The sequence below is a fragment of the Natronomonas marina genome (genome assembly GCF_024298905.1).
GTDB classification, from domain to species: Archaea; Halobacteriota; Halobacteria; order Halobacteriales; family Haloarculaceae; genus Natronomonas; species Natronomonas marina.
The window spans coordinates 1,250,034-1,265,150 of sequence record NZ_CP101154.1 but is presented as its reverse complement, the minus strand read 5'-3'; the positions used below and the strand labels follow the sequence as shown (position 1 = coordinate 1,265,150).

The 15,117-nt window shown below is 68.1% G+C and carries 18 protein-coding genes and 1 pseudogene; 6 read left to right on the top strand and 13 right to left on the bottom strand.

Features of this window, described 5'->3' with window-relative positions; genetic code table 11:
• Positions 1-95 precede the first annotated feature (95 nt).
• The 3 genes from NLF94_RS06825 to NLF94_RS06815 are packed head-to-tail and all read right to left on the bottom strand — an operon-like array spanning position 96 to position 2,094.
• Positions 96-812, bottom strand: coding sequence for an energy-coupling factor transporter transmembrane component T family protein (locus NLF94_RS06825; protein ID WP_254840712.1), 717 nt, complete (start codon positions 810-812; stop codon positions 96-98).
• Positions 809-1,507 (bottom strand): energy-coupling factor ABC transporter ATP-binding protein, encoded by a 699-nt coding sequence (locus NLF94_RS06820; RefSeq protein WP_254840711.1) that lies wholly within the window; start codon positions 1,505-1,507, stop codon positions 809-811. Before NLF94_RS06820 ends, NLF94_RS06825 begins: the two co-directional genes overlap by 4 nt.
• Positions 1,504-2,094 (bottom strand): biotin transporter BioY, encoded by a 591-nt coding sequence (locus NLF94_RS06815; RefSeq protein WP_254840710.1) that lies wholly within the window; start codon positions 2,092-2,094, stop codon positions 1,504-1,506. Before NLF94_RS06815 ends, NLF94_RS06820 begins: the two co-directional genes overlap by 4 nt.
• 90 nt (positions 2,095-2,184) lie before the next feature.
• Here NLF94_RS06815 and NLF94_RS06810 point away from each other — a divergent pair, with 90 nt between their 5' ends.
• Complete coding sequence (locus tag NLF94_RS06810; RefSeq protein WP_434085387.1) at positions 2,185-2,910, top strand: helix-turn-helix transcriptional regulator; 726 nt, start codon at positions 2,185-2,187, stop codon at positions 2,908-2,910.
• A 132-nt stretch (positions 2,911-3,042) separates the two neighbouring features.
• Here NLF94_RS06810 and NLF94_RS06805 read toward each other — a convergent pair whose 3' ends face one another.
• On the bottom strand, positions 3,043-3,423 hold the full coding sequence (locus NLF94_RS06805) for a gamma-glutamylcyclotransferase family protein (RefSeq protein ID WP_254840708.1): 381 nt from the start codon (positions 3,421-3,423) through the stop codon (positions 3,043-3,045).
• A gap of 62 nt (positions 3,424-3,485) precedes the next feature.
• On the opposite strand from NLF94_RS06805, the gene NLF94_RS06800 reads away from it, so the two are divergent.
• Together NLF94_RS06800 and NLF94_RS06795 are read left to right on the top strand one after the other, a co-directional pair.
• On the top strand, positions 3,486-4,853 hold the full coding sequence (locus tag NLF94_RS06800) for an MATE family efflux transporter (RefSeq protein ID WP_254840707.1): 1,368 nt from the start codon (positions 3,486-3,488) through the stop codon (positions 4,851-4,853).
• Between the two features lie 92 nt (positions 4,854-4,945).
• On the top strand, positions 4,946-5,587 hold the full coding sequence (locus NLF94_RS06795) for a DUF502 domain-containing protein (RefSeq protein WP_254840706.1): 642 nt from the start codon (positions 4,946-4,948) through the stop codon (positions 5,585-5,587).
• A 51-nt stretch (positions 5,588-5,638) separates the two neighbouring features.
• Here NLF94_RS06795 and NLF94_RS06790 read toward each other — a convergent pair whose 3' ends face one another.
• Positions 5,639-6,475, bottom strand: coding sequence for a proline dehydrogenase family protein (locus NLF94_RS06790; protein WP_254840705.1), 837 nt, complete (start codon positions 6,473-6,475; stop codon positions 5,639-5,641).
• Between the two features lie 89 nt (positions 6,476-6,564).
• Here NLF94_RS06790 and NLF94_RS06785 point away from each other — a divergent pair, with 89 nt between their 5' ends.
• Positions 6,565-7,110, top strand: coding sequence for a CDP-2,3-bis-(O-geranylgeranyl)-sn-glycerol synthase (locus NLF94_RS06785; protein ID WP_254840704.1), 546 nt, complete (start codon positions 6,565-6,567; stop codon positions 7,108-7,110).
• 144 nt (positions 7,111-7,254) lie between these two features.
• On the opposite strand, the gene thsA is transcribed toward NLF94_RS06785, so the two are convergent.
• Complete coding sequence (gene thsA, locus NLF94_RS06780; RefSeq protein ID WP_254841406.1) at positions 7,255-8,943, bottom strand: thermosome subunit alpha; 1,689 nt, start codon at positions 8,941-8,943, stop codon at positions 7,255-7,257.
• Positions 8,944-9,179: 236 nt separating this feature from the next.
• On the opposite strand from thsA, the gene NLF94_RS06775 reads away from it, so the two are divergent.
• The gene (locus NLF94_RS06775) at positions 9,180-9,578 is read left to right on the top strand and encodes a glutaredoxin family protein (protein WP_254840703.1); all 399 of its coding nucleotides are present in this window, start codon (positions 9,180-9,182) and stop codon (positions 9,576-9,578) included.
• A gap of 13 nt (positions 9,579-9,591) precedes the next feature.
• On the opposite strand, the gene NLF94_RS06770 is transcribed toward NLF94_RS06775, so the two are convergent.
• The 3 genes and pseudogenes from NLF94_RS06770 to NLF94_RS06760 form a co-directional block, all read right to left on the bottom strand.
• On the bottom strand, positions 9,592-10,140 hold the full coding sequence (locus tag NLF94_RS06770; RefSeq protein ID WP_254840702.1) for a KH domain-containing protein: 549 nt from the start codon (positions 10,138-10,140) through the stop codon (positions 9,592-9,594).
• A gap of 80 nt (positions 10,141-10,220) precedes the next feature.
• Positions 10,221-10,718, bottom strand: a pseudogene (locus NLF94_RS06765) (GNAT family N-acetyltransferase); the annotation flags it as partial.
• Positions 10,712-11,224: a metallophosphoesterase gene (locus NLF94_RS06760; protein WP_254840701.1), complete on the bottom strand. Its 513-nt coding sequence runs from the start codon at positions 11,222-11,224 to the stop codon at positions 10,712-10,714. The gene NLF94_RS06760 and the pseudogene NLF94_RS06765, both read right to left, overlap by 7 nt.
• Positions 11,225-11,433: 209 nt before the next feature.
• Here NLF94_RS06760 and NLF94_RS06755 point away from each other — a divergent pair, with 209 nt between their 5' ends.
• Entirely contained in the window at positions 11,434-12,408 is a 975-nt protein-coding gene (locus tag NLF94_RS06755; protein WP_254840700.1) for an LLM class flavin-dependent oxidoreductase, read from the top strand.
• A gap of 24 nt (positions 12,409-12,432) precedes the next feature.
• Here NLF94_RS06755 and NLF94_RS06750 read toward each other — a convergent pair whose 3' ends face one another.
• The 4 genes from NLF94_RS06750 to NLF94_RS06735 form a co-directional block, all read right to left on the bottom strand.
• The gene (locus NLF94_RS06750) at positions 12,433-13,518 is read right to left on the bottom strand and encodes a sulfite exporter TauE/SafE family protein (RefSeq protein WP_254840699.1); all 1,086 of its coding nucleotides are present in this window, start codon (positions 13,516-13,518) and stop codon (positions 12,433-12,435) included.
• A 619-nt stretch (positions 13,519-14,137) separates the two neighbouring features.
• Positions 14,138-14,494, bottom strand: a complete 357-nt coding sequence (locus tag NLF94_RS06745; protein WP_254840698.1) for a YbjQ family protein — start codon at positions 14,492-14,494, stop codon at positions 14,138-14,140.
• Between the two features lie 125 nt (positions 14,495-14,619).
• A complete protein-coding gene (locus NLF94_RS06740; RefSeq protein ID WP_254840697.1) occupies positions 14,620-14,769 on the bottom strand; it encodes a hypothetical protein in 150 nt (49 codons plus the stop codon).
• Between the two features lie 2 nt (positions 14,770-14,771).
• Positions 14,772-15,065 (bottom strand): DUF3303 family protein, encoded by a 294-nt coding sequence (locus NLF94_RS06735; protein ID WP_254840696.1) that lies wholly within the window; start codon positions 15,063-15,065, stop codon positions 14,772-14,774.
• Positions 15,066-15,117 lie beyond the last annotated feature (52 nt).

The following is a 15,117-nucleotide window of genomic DNA, read 5'->3' as shown; positions in this document are numbered from 1 at the left end:
CGCGGGGACGTATCCGCTTAAGTTTTGTTACACGGCCCCACGAGACCGCCACACGAGAGGGTTTCAACCGCTGACACTGTTGATTGCCGGCTCCCTTATATTGCGCCGTTGAGGGCGACGACGAGAAGGCCGGCAGCGAGCGCGAGCGCCGGCCCGTCACGGTAGCCGAACCGCAACTCGGGGAGGGTCGGGTTCCAGGCGAAACAGCGAGCCTGTAGCGCGAGCGCGAGACGGTCGGCCCGCTCGAAGGCGCGGTTCAGCGCGGCGACGGTCAGGAGCCGGATTCGGTCGACTATCGACCGCTCGGTGCCGAGGCGTGCACGCTGGGCGTCCCGGATGCGGGCGACATCGTCCTGCAGGACGGGGAGAAACCGGAAGACGAACGCCGCACCCATCCCGAGAAACTGGCCCGCCTTGCCGGGCACCGTCCGCTGGATCGCCGCCCGGGACTCCCGGACTGGCGTCGTCCGGACGTAGGCGGCGGTGAGGAGCAACACGAGGACAACACGATAGCTCGCAAGCGCCGGCCCGACCGCGTCGGCGACGACGAACCACGGTGACCCGAGCGTCGCGCCCTCCAGAAGCGGTGCCACGACGACGACGGGCAGGGCGAACCGGAACTCCCAGAGGCTCCCGAGCGGCGACGTCCGGGCCACCGCAAGTATGCCGCCGACGAGGGCCGTCAGCGCGAGGAGGCCCCGGGGCGTCGTGTAGACGAAGGCGGCCGCGACGAAGGCCACCTGCACCAGAAGCTTCGACCGGGGGTCGAGCCGGTGGACAGGCGTCGCCCCCGGTTCGTAGGCCAGCGTCATGGCGGCCGGACGTCGAGCGCCTCCAGGTCCGACTCGACCGCCGCGGGCGGGCCGTCGACGGCGATCTCGCCGTCGGCGAGGACGACCACCCTGTCGGCGAGTTCGCTCACCGCTCCGAGGTCGTGGGTGACGACGACGACGCTCGTTCCGGTCTCGTGGAGGGACGCGAGGCGGTCGAACAGTTGCTCCCTCGCGGGCCAGTCCAGCCCGGTGAACGGTTCGTCCAGCACGAGGTGGGACGGCTCCATGGCCAGCGCGCCGGCGATGGCGACCCGGGCCTGCTCGCCGCCCGAGAGCCGGTCGATGCGTTCGTCCAGCCGGTCGGCCATCCCGACCGCCGACAGCGCCGACCCGACGCGGGCGTCTATCTCCTCGCGGGGCAGTCCCAGGTTCTCCGGGCCGAAGGCGACGTCGGCGCCGACGGTGGCGGCGACGAAGCAGTCACGGGGGTTCTGGAAGACCATCCCGACGGCGGTTCTGGCCGCCACCAGGTCCTCGCCGACCGGGTCGCCGTCGACGTACACCTCGCCCTCGTCCGGTTCGAGGAGACCGTTGAAGTGCCTGACGAGGGTCGTCTTGCCGGAGCCGTTGGCGCCCGCCAGGACGAGAAAGGAACCGTCCTCGACGGTGAGGGAGACGCCGTCGACGGCGGTGGTGTCGCCGTAGCGGTGGGTCAGCCCGTCCGTCCGTATCATCCGGCGCGGATGGCGTCGGTCTGCACGACGAGGATTGCGGCGACCATCTTGATTATCTCGGCGGGGACGAACGGCACCACGCCCGCCAGGATGGCCGCGACCGGACCGATGGCCTGGACGTACATGATACCGAGAGTCCCGAGGGCGTAGATGACGACGGTTCCGGCGGTCATCGCGGCCACGAGCCGTGAAACGGGAACCGCCGACGGCTCCCGGAGTTCCGACGTACCGTGAACGACGTAGCCGACGAGGGCCGCCGCCGGCGGGTACGACCAGAGGTAGCCGAAGGACGGGTCGCCGCCGAGGAGGTTGGCGAGCCCCGCCGAACCGCCCTCGAAGACGGGCGCGCCGACGGCGCCCGCCGCCAGGTACAGGACCATCGCGCCCCCGCCCCACACCGGGCCGAGCAGGATTCCCGCGAGGAACACGCCGAGAACCTGTAGCGTCACGTTGATGGACGTCACGGGAATCGGGAACGAGACGAACGCGAACGCGCCCGTCAGCGCCGCGAACAGCGCCGCCCGCGCGATGTTGAGCGTGGTTTCGTCGCCGACGAGGTCGACCTCGGAAGTCGTGGCATCGGCCATGAGCGGCCTCGCTCGTCAACCGACTTCACTGTACCGATTGACAGCGAACGATACGTTTATATATTGTCAAGACACAATTAAATGGCCACTGTGACCGAAAACACGGAAGAGTTGCGGGATATATTCAAGGATGTCGCGGACGAAGATACCGTGACAGAAACCCAAGAGGAACCCCGAGGCTCGCTGACCGCCGAGCGCGCGTCCGAGGAACGACTCGTCGAGATAGTCGAGCGGATGCGGGCCGACCACGAGTTCGAGACCGCGCTGTCCGACGAGGAACTCGCAGGGGTCGTCGAACGGTTCTACGAGGGCGACTCCGACGCCGCTATCGCCGACGCCCTCGACGTCTCGCGCCGCGACGTCTTCCGCGCCCGTATGGACCTCCATCTCGTCCGCGACCGGGATACCGACCCCCCCTTCGAACTCACCGACCTCCGGGAGTTGCTCGCCGAGGAGTACCCCACGAGCGAGATCGCCGAGCGCCTCGACGTCTTCCGCGCCCGTATGGACCTCCATCTCGTCCGCGACCGGGATACCGACCCCCCCTTCGAACTCACCGACCTCCGGGAGTTGCTCGCCGAGGAGTACCCCACGAGCGAGATCGCCGAGCGCCTCGACGTCTCCGCGTCGACGGTCCGGCGGTATCGCCGGGTCGTCGAGGCCCAAAACGAATCACGACGCGTCAGCGAACGCTTCCAAAGCGAGTTCGAGGACGTCCTCCTCGAGACCGAGATGAGCGAGCAGTTCACCGACGACGTGGCCGAGGACGGCCTCGAAGAGGCGACCGAAGGCACCGAGACGAACGTCTCCTTCTGAGCCCGACGCCACACCCCTGTATTCAAGTACCGGGACGGGACCACCGTGCCCGTGCGCTGACGATTGCCGGCAGTCCGCCGAAGCGATAGTGCGGGACACGGGCTGTCACAAAAGCGATGTCCCGCCTGCTCGTTACAGTTCGACGCGGACGTCGCGTTCCTCGACGTACCGTTCGACGCGGTTCCGGAGGACACCGTCGCCCGGCCAGGTGACATCCACCCCGAGAGCGTCGGGGTCGCCGACGTAGGTCCACACCTCGCCGCGGTCGCTCGGCACCCGGACGCGGACGTAGAGCCCCCGGTCGAGACCCTCGTAGGCGTCGAGCGTATCAAGGTCGCCCTCGGCCAGCCGTAGCACCCGCCCCTCAGTCTCCCCGCCCGGCGCGAGCGTCGGATACCGGCTCTCGACGCGACGGAGACCGACGAGCCGTGCGTCCGGCCCGAAATCGGCGTGCCCGAGCACCTCGCGGGCCCGGTCCGGGTCCCGGAGCGTCCCGTAGACGAAGGCGTCCATGGGGTCGCGTTGGCGTCGCCGCTACAAGAAAGGTCTAACCGGGGGCGTCCGAAGGACCGCCGATGCGCGAGCGGCTCCTGTCGGTGTGGCGCCGCGTCCTGTCGCTGTCGTGGCCGGTGATGGTCGAGCAGACGACGCGGACGCTGATGCGGACCGTCGACATCGTCGTGACGGCGCTGTTCTCGCCGGTGGCCGTCGCGGCGATCGGTCTCGCGGACCTCTACGCCAGGTTCCCCCTGTGGGTTGGCCTCGGGATGGGCAGCGGTGCAATCGCGCTGTCCTCGCAGGACACCGGGAGCGGCGCGACCGCGAACCGCGACGAGGCCATCTCGCAGGCGCTCGTCGTCGGCGCCGTCGTCGGCGTCCCCTTCGCCGTTCTCGGCGTCTCGTTCGGTCGACCCGCGATCGCGCTGCTCGGTGCGCCCGCGGAGGTCGCCCGCGTCGGCGGGCGGTACCTCGCTATCGTCCTTGCGACGGCTCCCGCCCGTCACGTCGGTCTCATCGCCGCCCGCTCGCTCCAGGGGACGGGCGACACGCGAACGCCGATGTACGTCAACATCGTCGCCAACGGCCTCAACATCGCCGGGTCGGTGATCCTCGGACTGGGGCTGTTCGGGGCGCCGCGGCTGGCCGTCGTTGGCGTCGGAATCTCGACGGCGACCGCGAACGTGTTCACCGCGACGATGCTCCTCGTCGCGCTCGCGACCGACTGGGCCGACGCGAACCTCACCCGACCACGGGACCTCGTCATCACCAGCCAGTTGCTCCGCGTGAGCGCGCCGTCGGTCGCCGAGGGCCTCGCCTCGACGCTGGCGGAGTTCCCGCTCAACGCCATCCTGCTCGGCTTCGGGACGGAGATAAACGCCGCATTCCACATCGGCCGCCGGCTCTACCAGCAGGTGACTGGGCCGCTCTCCCGGGGGTTCTACGTTGGCGCGAGCGTGCTCGTGGGGCAATCGCTCGGCGAAAGCGATCCAGCCGAGGCCCGGTTCCGGGGCTGGGCGACCGTCGCGCTCGGCGCCCTGACGGTCGGGAGCGTCGGCGCGCTGCTGGCCGTCGCGGCCGAGCCCGTCGTCTCGGCGTTCGCCGACGACGCAACCACCGCCCGGCACGCGACGAACTTCGCCCGCGTCTACGGGCTCACCGCGCCATTCCTCGTCACGTTCGCGGTGCTACAGGGGTCGCTGGCGGGCGCCAGCGAGACGCGCCTGCCCTTCCTCGCACGTACCTCCGGGATGGCCCTCTTCATGCTCGGGTTCACCTACCTGGTCGGCGTCGTGCTCGGGTACGGCGTCGTCGGCGCGTACGCCGGGATCGGGCTGACGTTCGTCTGGATGGCGCTCGTCGTCACCGTCGGCTTCTACGGGGGCGGCTGGGCCGAGCGGGCGGCCTCGATGCTCGAGGAGCGCGGGAGCCTCCCCTCGGAGTGAGCGGCCGGTCGAGCCTCGGCGCGTCGGTGCCGGCCCGACCGGGAGCTGCTCGGTCGAAGCCCTGAATACACGGTAGGCGAATATGGAAACGAATGCTGCCGTCCTCCTGGAAGCGAGACATCGCGAGCGGGCTCGTCATCCTCGTGCCCCTCATCGTCACGGCGTACGTCGTCGCCGTCATCTACCGGACCATAGCGAGCATCCCCTACGTCGATAGCGTGCTGACCAACCAGGACCCCATCGTCCAGGTGGCCATCACGCTCGTGCTGTTCGCACTCCTGGTCCTCTCCATCGGGTACCTGATGCGGACCACGCTGGGTGACCTTCTGGAGGCCGCCCTCGACAATATCATGAACCAGTTGCCGGGGCTCCGCGTCGTCTACAACGCCTCGAAGATGGCCGTCGAGACCGCGGTCTCCGGTCCCGAGGACCTCCAGACGCCCGTGAAGATAGAGACCTGGAACGGGATGCGGATGACGGCGTTCAAGACGGGAAAGACGACGCCGGACGGCCGAGATGTCCTCTTTTTGCCGACCGCCCCCAACATCACGACCGGCTTCGTCGTCGAGGTCGAACCCGACCAGTACGAGGAGGTAAACGAGAGCGTGGAGGACGCCCTGACGCGAATCCTCAGCGCCGGCTTCGGCGAGAACCAGAACACAGGCATCGCCATCGACGTGACGGAGGGCGGTCCGGTCGCCAGGGCCGACGAGAAGGAGACCACCGACGACTGACCCCACCGTACCACCGCCCGAACGTCCGACCCGCCGTCCCGCCCGGAGGACCTACCCGCTCACGACCGCCCGCAGCGCGAACAGGGCGTTCTCCTTGCGCTCCATGACGCGACGGTAGAAGTACGACAGCCACCGGGTCCCGTAGGGGGCGTACTGGTAGACGGTGACGCCGTCGGCGGCCAGTTCTCGCTGGGCGTCCTCGCGGACGCCCATCAGCATCTGTACCTCGTAGTCGGTGCCGTACGCCTCGTGGAGGTCGCCGGCCAGGGCTATCATCTCGGGGTCGTGACTTCCGACCGCGACCCCGCCGTCGAACGTCTCGAAGGCGAGTTCGAGGAGGTCGCGGTAGGCCGCGTCGACGCGCGCCTTGTCCGTGTAGGCGATGTCGGCCGGTTCCTCGTAGGCGCCCTTCACCAGACGGACCTTCCCCGGCAAATCCGCCAGCCGTTCGACGTCGCCCGGCGTCCGTTCGAGGTTCGCCTGCAGGCAGAGCCCCATCTCGGGGTAGCGCCGGACCTGGGTCTCGAAGGCGTCCAGTGTCGCGTCGGTGGTCGTGTGGTCCTCCATGTCCACCCAGACGAACCGGTCGTGCTCCGCGGCGGCGTCGACGACGCGCCCGAGGTTCTCCCGGAAGAGTGCCTCGCCGACGTCGAGACCGAGCTGTGAGGGCTTCACCGAGATGCAGGCGTCCAGGTCCGTCGCGCCGAGTTCCGCCAGGAGGTCGCGGTAGGTGTCGGCGTCCTCGTCGGCCGGGCCGCGCGCCTCGTAGTGCTCGCCGAGGAGGTTGAGAATCGCGCCGACGCCGTCGTCGTTGAGCTGGCGAGCGTGGTCCATCGCGGCGGCGGCCGTCTCGCCGGCGACGAACCGTCGGGCGATTGGCGGTATCATGCTGGCAAATACTGCCGGGCTGCTCAAGAGCGTACCCCTTTCCGGGCGGACTCGCCGGTCTTTTAGGCGGGCCGCGCGGACCCCGGCACATGGTAGTCGAGACGGTCGTCGTCGCGGTGTGGGCGATGCTGCCCGCGTACGTCCCGAACAACGCGGCGGTGCTGGCCGGCGGTGGCCGCCCGATTGACGGCGGTCGGACCCTCTCGGACGGGAAGCGCGCCCTCGGCGACGGCAAGACCTGGCGAGGGACCGCCGTCGGCACCGCCGTCGGCGTCGCCGTCGCCCTAGTTCTCAACCGGCTCCGGCCGGTCGCCACCGACGCGACCGGGGTCGGCGTCCCCGAGTTCCCGCTGCTCGCGGCCGTGGCGCTCGCCTTCGGTGCGATGCTCGGTGACATTCTCGCGTCGTTCCTCAAGCGCCGGACCGGCCGGGAGCGCGGCGCCGCCTTCCCGGGCGTCGACCAGCTGGACTTCGTGGTCGTCTCGCTGGCACTGACGCTTCTCGTGGCGACCGAATGGTTCCTGGCGACGTTCACGCTGCCCGTCCTCGTCGCCGTCGTCGTCCTCACGCCGCTGTTGCACGTCTCGACGAACGGTATCGCGTACGCGCTGGGACTGAAGGACGAACCCTGGTAGCGGCCTCCGGGAAGACGGCGAGGGTAGAGCGCGTCGGCGAGAGACGGCTGCGAGACCAACCACTGCGCGTTCGATAAATGGAGAAACGTTCGGAAGGCGGTACGAGGGTCGGTCGGGTGGTGTGGCTGTGGCGTGGCCCGGGGATTACATCATGCCGCCCATGCCGCCGCCCATGCCGCCCATGCCGCCGCCCATGCCGCCCATGCCGCCGCCGGGGCCGCCGGCACCGCCGGGCATGTCCTCGCCGTCGTCGTCGTCGGAGCTACCGCCCTTCAGGTCGCCGGCGGCGATGACGTCGTCGATGCGGAGGATCATCACGGCCGCCTCGGTGGCGGACTCGATGGCCTGGGTCTTCACGCGGAGCGGCTCGACGACGCCGTCGTCTTCCATGTCGACGACGTCGCCGGTGTAGGCGTCCAGCCCGAAGACGGAGCCGTCGTCGGCGTGCTGGCTGCGGAGGTCGACCAGCGAGTCGATGGGGTCGAGACCGGCGTTCTCCGCCAGCGTCCGCGGGATGACGTCGACGGCGTCGGCGAAAGCCTCGACGGCCAGCTGCTCGCGGCCGCCGACGGAGTCGGCGTAGTCACGCAGGCCGAGCGCCAGCGCCGTCTCGGGGGCGCCGCCGCCGGGCAGGACCTTGCCCTCGTCCAGCGTCGTGCGGACGACGCCGAGGCTGTCCTCGACTGCGCGCTCGACCTCGTCGACGACGTGCTCGGTGCCGCCGCGGAGGATGAGCGTGACCGCGCGGGCCTCCTCGACGTCCTCGACGAAGATCTTCTCCTCGCCGGCGATGTCCTTCTGGGCGACGGAGCCGGCGAAGCCGAGGTCTTCCTCGGTGATGTCGTCGATGTTGGAGACGACGCGGCCGCCGGTCGAGCGGGCCAGCGCCTTCATGTCGGACTTCTTCGCCCGGCGGACGGCGATGATGCCCTCCTGGGCGAGGTAGTGCTGGGCCATGTCGTCGATGCCCTTCTGGCAGAAGACGACGTCAGCGCCGACCTCCTTGAGCTTGTCCACCATCTCCCGCAGTTGGCGTTCCTCCTGCTCGAGGAACTGCTCGAGCTGATCGGGGTCGGTGACGTTGACCTCGGCGTCGATCTCGGTCTCCTTGACCTCGATGGGCGTGTCCAGCAGCGCGATGTCGGCGTCCTCGGCGAAGTACGGCATGTTGTCGTGGACGCGCTCCTTGCCCACGATGACGCCCTCGACGAGTTCGGACTCGTCGACGGCGCCGCCGACGACCTTCTCGATCTTGATGTTGTCCGTGTCGATGTCGCCGTCGTCGGCGACCGCACGGACGGCCTGGACGGTGAGTTCCGCCAGCAGGTCCTTCGAGGCCTCGGCGCCCTTGCCGGTCATCGCCGTGGCGGCGATGGACTCGAGGATCTCGGTGTCGTCGGCGTCGACGTCGATGGCGATGTCCTCGAGAATCTCCTTGGCCTCGGCGGCGGCCTGCCGGTACCCCTGTGCGAGGATGGTGGCGTGGATGTCCTGTTCGAGGAGGTCCTCGGCCTTCGAGAGGAGTTCGCCGGCGATGACGACCGACGTGGTCGTGCCGTCACCGACCTCCTCCTCCTGTGTCTCGGCGACCTCGACGATCATGTTGGCCGCCGGGTGCTCGATGTCCATCTCGCCGAGGATGGTGACGCCGTCGTTCGTGACGACGACGTTGCCCGTCGAGTCGACGAGCATCTTGTCCATCCCTTTGGGACCGAGCGTCGTCCGTACGGACTCGGCGACCGCCTTGCCGGCGGTGATGTTCATCGACTGGGCGTCGCGCCCGGACGTTCGCTGGCTCTCCTCCGAGAGAACGATGAGGGGCTGGTTGCCCATCTGTTGTGCCATGGTCGTCTGAACGATTGTCTGTGGTTCTATATAAAAGTTGCTGAAATCGGCTCCGGAAACCGCCGGAAGGGGCCGCTGTGAGGATGTGAACACGTTACACACAATATTTATATATTACTTTTTCGCAGTTCGGTCGGCGACGCCAGCCCGGGACGATCCGGTGACGATCTCCCCGAAATGCGTCGGCACAACGCCTATTCGTCGGGCCCGCCAACGCCGTAGCGATGACCTTCGACCCGAACGAACCCGAACTCGACGCCGACGCGGTGGCACAGCGCGTCGACGGCGCCATCGAGAACAACGAGGTCGCACTGTTCATGAAGGGCGACGAACTGATGCCGCAGTGCGGCTACTCCGAGCGCGCGCTCGGACTGATAAAACAGTACCGCGACGACGTCGAGGTGATCGACACGCTCCAGAACCTCGACGCCTTCCGGGCAGAACTGGAGGCCCACAGCGGCTGGGAGACGATCCCGCAGACCTTCGTCGACGGCGAGTTCGTCGGCGGCAGCGACATCCTGACGGAACTCGAGGAGCGCGGCGAACTCGCGGAGACGCTGAACGTTCCGGACGCGACAGCGGAAGAAAGCGCAGCGACCGACGACGCCGAGGCCCCGTTCTGAAGCCGGCCGGCGCTCAGCCCGTGAACTGGTGGTACTCGATGTCGTTGGACTTCATCTCGCTGTGGCGGCGCTCCAGAAACGAGTAGACCGCCCCGTGAGGCGCGCCGTCGAGTATCATCTCGGCGGCACTGCGGACGGCCTCGACCTGTTCGGGCTTGCCGATGATGCCGAGCGTCGTTCCGTAGATGACCACGTCGGCACCGCTGAGTTCCTCCATCAGTTCGCGGGTCCGGCCGTCCTCGCCGATGAGACGGCCCTTCTGCCGCCGGAGGTCGTTCTTGTTCCGCGTGGCCGCCTCGATGTCGACGATGTCGAACAGTTGCATCTCGTCGTCGAGCAGGCGCATCGCCTCCTCCGGAGCGAACCCGCGGCCGATGGCCTCGACGATGTCCGGCCCCTTCAGCCCGAGGATGGGGTCGCCGACGGACTCGATCTTCACCGACCCCGTCTCGCTGTCGATGTCCAGACGGACCTCGGCGCGGGACTCGATCTCCCGCATGGTCTCACCCCCCTCGCCGATGAGCACGCCGATGCGGTCGTCGGGAACAGTGACGTGTTTCATACCCTCGCTTGGGTGGGCGCCCTTTTAAGGGTTCGCCGGGGCGTGTGTTCGATACCCACGGACCGGGACCCGACGCGCCGCTACAACTCCAGTTCGAACTCGTACTCGGGGTGGAGTTCGCCGCCGACCTCGCCGCGGGCCTCGAGCCCCCGGGTGAACCCCCGCGCCTCGAAGAACCCCACGCCGACGGCGTTGTCGGCGAGGACGCCGCAGGCGATTCGGTCGACGCCCACCTCGCGCGCCCACTCCGCTATCTCGTCCAGCAGCGCCGACCCCACGCCCTCGCCCCAGCGGTCGGGGTGGACGTAGAGGGTGTGTAACTCCACCTCGTCGGCCCACGTCCGCTCGGCGCTGGCAAAGCCCACCACCTCGCCGTCCGCGACCGCGACGAGGAACTCGACGTCGTCGTGGTCGACGGCCGCCGCCAGTAGCTCCGCGTCGTAGTTCTCCGCCAGCCCCGCCTCGACGGTTTCGGGGGCGAGGAAGCCGCCGTAGGCGGCGTACCACGCGTCCCGCGCGACAGCCTCGACGGTCTCGATGTCCTCCTCGCTGGCCGGCCGAACGGTCACGCTCATACGGAGTCCTCGACGCCGAGGAACTCGACGTCGTCGGCGTCCGTGTCGACGACGGCGACCGTCCGGTCGTCGTCGCCGACGGTCGGGAAGTGCGCCCCGGGGTTGACGACCGTCGTCTCGCCGACCTCACGGCGCTCCCGGACGTGCCAGTGCCCGTGGAGGACGTAGTCGTACTCCCCCGAGGCTGCAAGCGCCTCGATGACCGGCCGCTGTTCGCCGTGCAGGACAGCGAACTCAAGGCCGCCGAACTCCAGTTCCGCGAACCGGCCGTGGAGCCGACCGCCGTCAAGCGATCCGAAGGCGTCGATCAGCCCCTCCCGTTCGCCGTCGTTGTTGCCGCGGACGGCGTGGACCGGCACGCCATCCAGGTCCAGGTGCGGGACGACCGGCGGCGAGATGAAGTCGCCGCAGTGGACGACGGCCTCGACGTTCGCGGACGCAAAGCGATCCATTGCCGCCTGCACTGCCGGGACGTTGTCGTGGGTGTCGGAGATGACGCCGAGCTTCATGTGGGGGTCTTCGTCGCCACCGGAAAAGAAGCCTCGGGCGACCGCCGGGGCGGTGTTCAGAGAGGCGTCGGAGACGGGGTAGAGAACGGCTCGAAAGCCCTCGCCCGTTCAGTCCACCAGGGCACCCCACGTCGGCCAGCCGTCGCTTCTCTGAACAGGACCCGTCGCCCACTGCATAGCTTTTACTTCGTTCGATGTCTGTGGAAGGTATGCCAACAGACCTCATCACGTTGAGCGCGGACGGTAGCGTCTCGGACCTAGCGGTCCGGGCCGAAGCACTGGGGTACGACTGTCTGTGGACCGGTGAACTGTGGGGCCGTGACTCGCTCGTTGCGCTGACGGCCGCCGCGGAGGCGACCGAGGGGATCGATCTGGGAACCGCCATCGTCAACACGTACGGGCGAACGCCCGCGACGCTGGCCCAGGCCGCAGCCACCATCCAGAGGATTTCCGGCGGCCGCTTCCGTCTCGGTTTGGGGACGAGCACCGGCAAGGTCGTCGAGGACCTCCACGGCATGGCCTTCGAGAACCCGCCGCGTCGCTTCCACGAGACCGCCGAACTCACCCGGCGGTTCCTCACCGGCGAGGGACGTATCGAATACGACGGCCAGGTGTTCTCGGTCGCGGACTTCCCCTCCCTGGAAACCGACGTGCCGGTCTACGGGGCCGCTCTCGGGCCGGCGATGCGCCGTGCCGTCGGCCGGACCGTCGACGGCTGGCTCCCGCACAACATCCCGTTCCACGACCTGGGGGCGGCCTTCGAGACGGTCGCCGAGGCCGCCCGCGAGGCCGACCGCGACCCCGCCGACATCACGGTCGCCCCGTACGTCCCGTCGGCTGTCAGCGAGGACCCAGAGGAGGCCGTCGAGACCGTCCGGGGACACATCGCGTACTACGTCGGTAGCGGGGCGGGTTACCGGGCCGCGGTGGCCGCCCACTACGAGGGAACGGACGAGATCGCGGCGGCCTGGCAGGCAGGCGACCGCGCCGGCGCGCGGGAGGCAGTCACCGACGAGATGGTCGAGGGACTGGCGGTGGCGGGCACGCCCGACCGGGCCCGCGAGCAGTTCGACGACATCGCGGCGCTCGATGTCGTCGACCGGCCGATCGTCGCCGTCCCCGGAGGCGCCAGCGACGCCGTCACCGACCGGACCGTCGAGACGCTGGCCCCGGCCCGGAGGTAGGCGTCCGGCGCCGGGCGACCGGGGTCACATCCCGATCCCGGTCGCCATCAGGAACAGCGCGATCGAGATGACCGAAAAGAGGACGCCCACGCCCTTCTTGATCACGTCGGTGTCCAGGGCGTTCGAGACGTAGGGGGCTATCTGGCCGCCGGTGACGGTCGCCGGCACGGTGAAGACGACCATGTTCCACGGCGTCTTGGCGATGCTCAGCGCGTGGCCGCCGGGAACGATGGCCCCGCCGAATATGTGGACGAGCGAGGCCAGGATGGCCGTGGCCGCGACGACGATGTGGTTCGTCCCGATAGCGATCCGGGTCGGGACCTCCGTCCGGAGCTGGGAGATGATCCCGAGTTCGCCGATGCCGAAGCCAGCCAGCCCCTGAAACGTCCCGCCGATGCTGTAGTTGGCGAACCGTTCGAGATAGCCCGTCAGCGAGTACCGGTAGGTCTCGCCGACGCGGTCGACGCGAGTGACCTGTCCGTCGCCGTCCCTGCCGACGCCGGCCGGCCCGAGTTTGCCGTCGTCGTCGGGCAACTCCTCGGACGTACCGCCGTCGGCCGCCGCCGTCGCGTCGCTTTCGGCGGCCTCCTCGTGGTCGAGGTCCGCTTTGAACATGAGGTACGCCGCCGTCAGGAGCGCAACGCCGAGTGCGGCGTGGAACAGCGGCTCCGGGATGAAGAACGACAGGATGGCGCCGGCCACGACGAACGGGACGCTGCCGGCGACGAGCGTCAGCGCCAGTCGCCGGTCGACGAGGCCGTGCTTGACGAACGCGATGGCGGAACTGGACAGTCCGAAGGACTCGCTGATCAGCCCCACCTTCACCAGCGTCTCCGGTTCGAGGGGATACGCGAAGACCGGGAAGATGAAGATCAAGAACGGGACGAACAGCGCCGACCCGCTGATGCCGACGGTGTTGACGATGGTCGCCCCCAGCAGGAAGAAGGGGAACAGCCACCAGTACTCCAGCCAGTATCCCGAACCGCCGTCGCCCGAGATCGGGGCGGCGAAAAAGACGAGCAGTACGAACAGCACCGGCGCCGTGAAGACGAAGAGGTGCTGATACTTCAGAAACGACTTCTGGAGCCGTTGACTCGTACTCGTACTCATCGGTTTAGCGTATCAGGAGAGTGTCCGTCGCCGTGGTTGCGAGGTGCTCGCCGGGTCGCGCCGCACCGTCCGCCTGGAGGGAACGGCATCCGGCCGCCGTGGGGGACCGTCTCGCCGGCATTCAGGTAAATCCTCCCGACGAAGACATCACGATTCGAAACGCATCGACGCTCTCGTCGACGTGGCGAACCATAATCTGGTTGCCCGGAAGTAATCCCCGAATAAAAAACCTGTGAGGAAGGTGTCCTTTGGTAAATGAACGCATGGAAGGCCAGCAGCGGTATTTACCGGTATTTCGCGCTCTTCGGAGCCGCGTCGCGCCACGTTTGCCGCCCCCCGGAGAGAAGAGCCGGTGGAAGGAATGGTTGAACCTTCTACGCGCCGGGACAGTGTACCGTCCCGCGTGTACCCGGAGGACTGGGACGCCTTCGACGGGGACGATATCACCACCCGGCTCCACGAGTGGTACGAGAGCGACCCCTTCGACGTCGGGCTGATGACCGCCGACGCCCTCCGCCAATACGGAACCAATCAATCGTGGGGTGACGCCGGACGCGAGGTCCGGCATCGGGTTCGGATCCCCGACGGAGCACTCTTCCGAACGAACGGAGTGAGAGAATTAGTCGAGTCTGACGGCCGTACCGTAGGCGATAACTTCCGAAGCGCCCTGGGTCACCTCGGACGTTTCCATTCGGACGTTCACGACGGCATCGGCTCCCATCTCGACGGCGTCCGCTTCCATCCGCTCGATGGCCTGATCGCGGGCATCGGAGAGCAACGTCGAGTAGGCCTTCAGTTCCCCGCCGGCGAGGTTCCGTATTCCCTGGGTGATGTCTCGGCCGACGTTCCGCGCCCGGACGGTGTTGCCGCGGGCGATACCGAGCACCTCCACTATCTCGTGCCCGGCGACGGTCTCGGTCGTGACGGTGGCGACGAGCGACCGCTGTACGTCTGTCGAAACGGCTTCTGAGGACATATCTACCACCGAAACGTCGGCAGAGGTGATAAATCAGTAGTGACCCGTGCGTTCACGGAGCGCGGCCGTGCCCCCGAAGAGAGGGACCGCGGCGCCCCGGTCGCCGACGTCGACCGCCGCGGCCGTTAGCCGTCGAGCGCCTGTTCCGGCAGGCTGATGTACCGGGAGAAGTCCTCTCCCTCGCAGTTGAAACACGACTTCGGGCCCGTCGTCGACGATGTCGCAACGACGTTCCCGCAGTGCCGGCAGACGTGGAGGTGGTTTCTGTCCGCCATGCTTACTCGAGGACGCTTTCCTCGACCTCGCCGAACGTCATCACGGGTGCGATTCGGCCATCGTGGTCCTCGAGGAACGGTGAGCCGAGGAAATTGGTGACGTCGTCGAAACGCTCGGCTTCCAGCACGAAGTACATCCTGTGCTCGTTAGGCGTCACGTACGAGCCGTGCAGTTCCGCGTCGTGTTCCGCTGCTCGCTTCTCTGTACTCCCGATCCACGCTCTGGCCGTCTCCTTGAGCTCTTCCCGTGCCCAGCAATTGTCGGCGGAATGTTCGAGTGTCGCGACGAATTTCATTGTGTTACACCGTCCCACCCGACTGGACCCCTTCACCTTGTTATAGGCTGAA

Excerpts from the sequence above, each read along its gene's own strand:
- NLF94_RS06735 (WP_254840696.1), bottom strand. The coding sequence starts at position 15,065 with ATGAAATTCGTCGCGACACTCGAACATTCCGCCGACAATTGCTGGGCA.
- NLF94_RS06795 (WP_254840706.1), top strand. The coding sequence starts at position 4,946 with ATGCTGCCGTCCTCCTGGAAGCGAGACATCGCGAGCGGGCTCGTCATC.
- NLF94_RS06755 (WP_254840700.1), top strand. The coding sequence starts at position 11,434 with ATGCCAACAGACCTCATCACGTTGAGCGCGGACGGTAGCGTCTCGGAC.
- NLF94_RS06820 (WP_254840711.1), bottom strand. The coding sequence starts at position 1,507 with ATGATACGGACGGACGGGCTGACCCACCGCTACGGCGACACCACCGCC.
- NLF94_RS06750 (WP_254840699.1), bottom strand. The coding sequence starts at position 13,518 with ATGAGTACGAGTACGAGTCAACGGCTCCAGAAGTCGTTTCTGAAGTAT.
- NLF94_RS06770 (WP_254840702.1), bottom strand. The coding sequence starts at position 10,140 with ATGAAACACGTCACTGTTCCCGACGACCGCATCGGCGTGCTCATCGGC.
- NLF94_RS06785 (WP_254840704.1), top strand. The coding sequence starts at position 6,565 with ATGGTAGTCGAGACGGTCGTCGTCGCGGTGTGGGCGATGCTGCCCGCG.
- thsA (WP_254841406.1), bottom strand. The coding sequence starts at position 8,943 with ATGGGCAACCAGCCCCTCATCGTTCTCTCGGAGGAGAGCCAGCGAACG.
- NLF94_RS06745 (WP_254840698.1), bottom strand. The coding sequence starts at position 14,494 with ATGTCCTCAGAAGCCGTTTCGACAGACGTACAGCGGTCGCTCGTCGCC.
- NLF94_RS06740 (WP_254840697.1), bottom strand. The coding sequence starts at position 14,769 with ATGGCGGACAGAAACCACCTCCACGTCTGCCGGCACTGCGGGAACGTC.
- NLF94_RS06800 (WP_254840707.1), top strand. The coding sequence starts at position 3,486 with ATGCGCGAGCGGCTCCTGTCGGTGTGGCGCCGCGTCCTGTCGCTGTCG.
- NLF94_RS06825 (WP_254840712.1), bottom strand. The coding sequence starts at position 812 with ATGACGCTGGCCTACGAACCGGGGGCGACGCCTGTCCACCGGCTCGAC.
- NLF94_RS06790 (WP_254840705.1), bottom strand. The coding sequence starts at position 6,475 with ATGATACCGCCAATCGCCCGACGGTTCGTCGCCGGCGAGACGGCCGCC.
- NLF94_RS06815 (WP_254840710.1), bottom strand. The coding sequence starts at position 2,094 with ATGGCCGATGCCACGACTTCCGAGGTCGACCTCGTCGGCGACGAAACC.
- NLF94_RS06760 (WP_254840701.1), bottom strand. The coding sequence starts at position 11,224 with ATGAAGCTCGGCGTCATCTCCGACACCCACGACAACGTCCCGGCAGTG.
- NLF94_RS06775 (WP_254840703.1), top strand. The coding sequence starts at position 9,180 with ATGACCTTCGACCCGAACGAACCCGAACTCGACGCCGACGCGGTGGCA.
- NLF94_RS06805 (WP_254840708.1), bottom strand. The coding sequence starts at position 3,423 with ATGGACGCCTTCGTCTACGGGACGCTCCGGGACCCGGACCGGGCCCGC.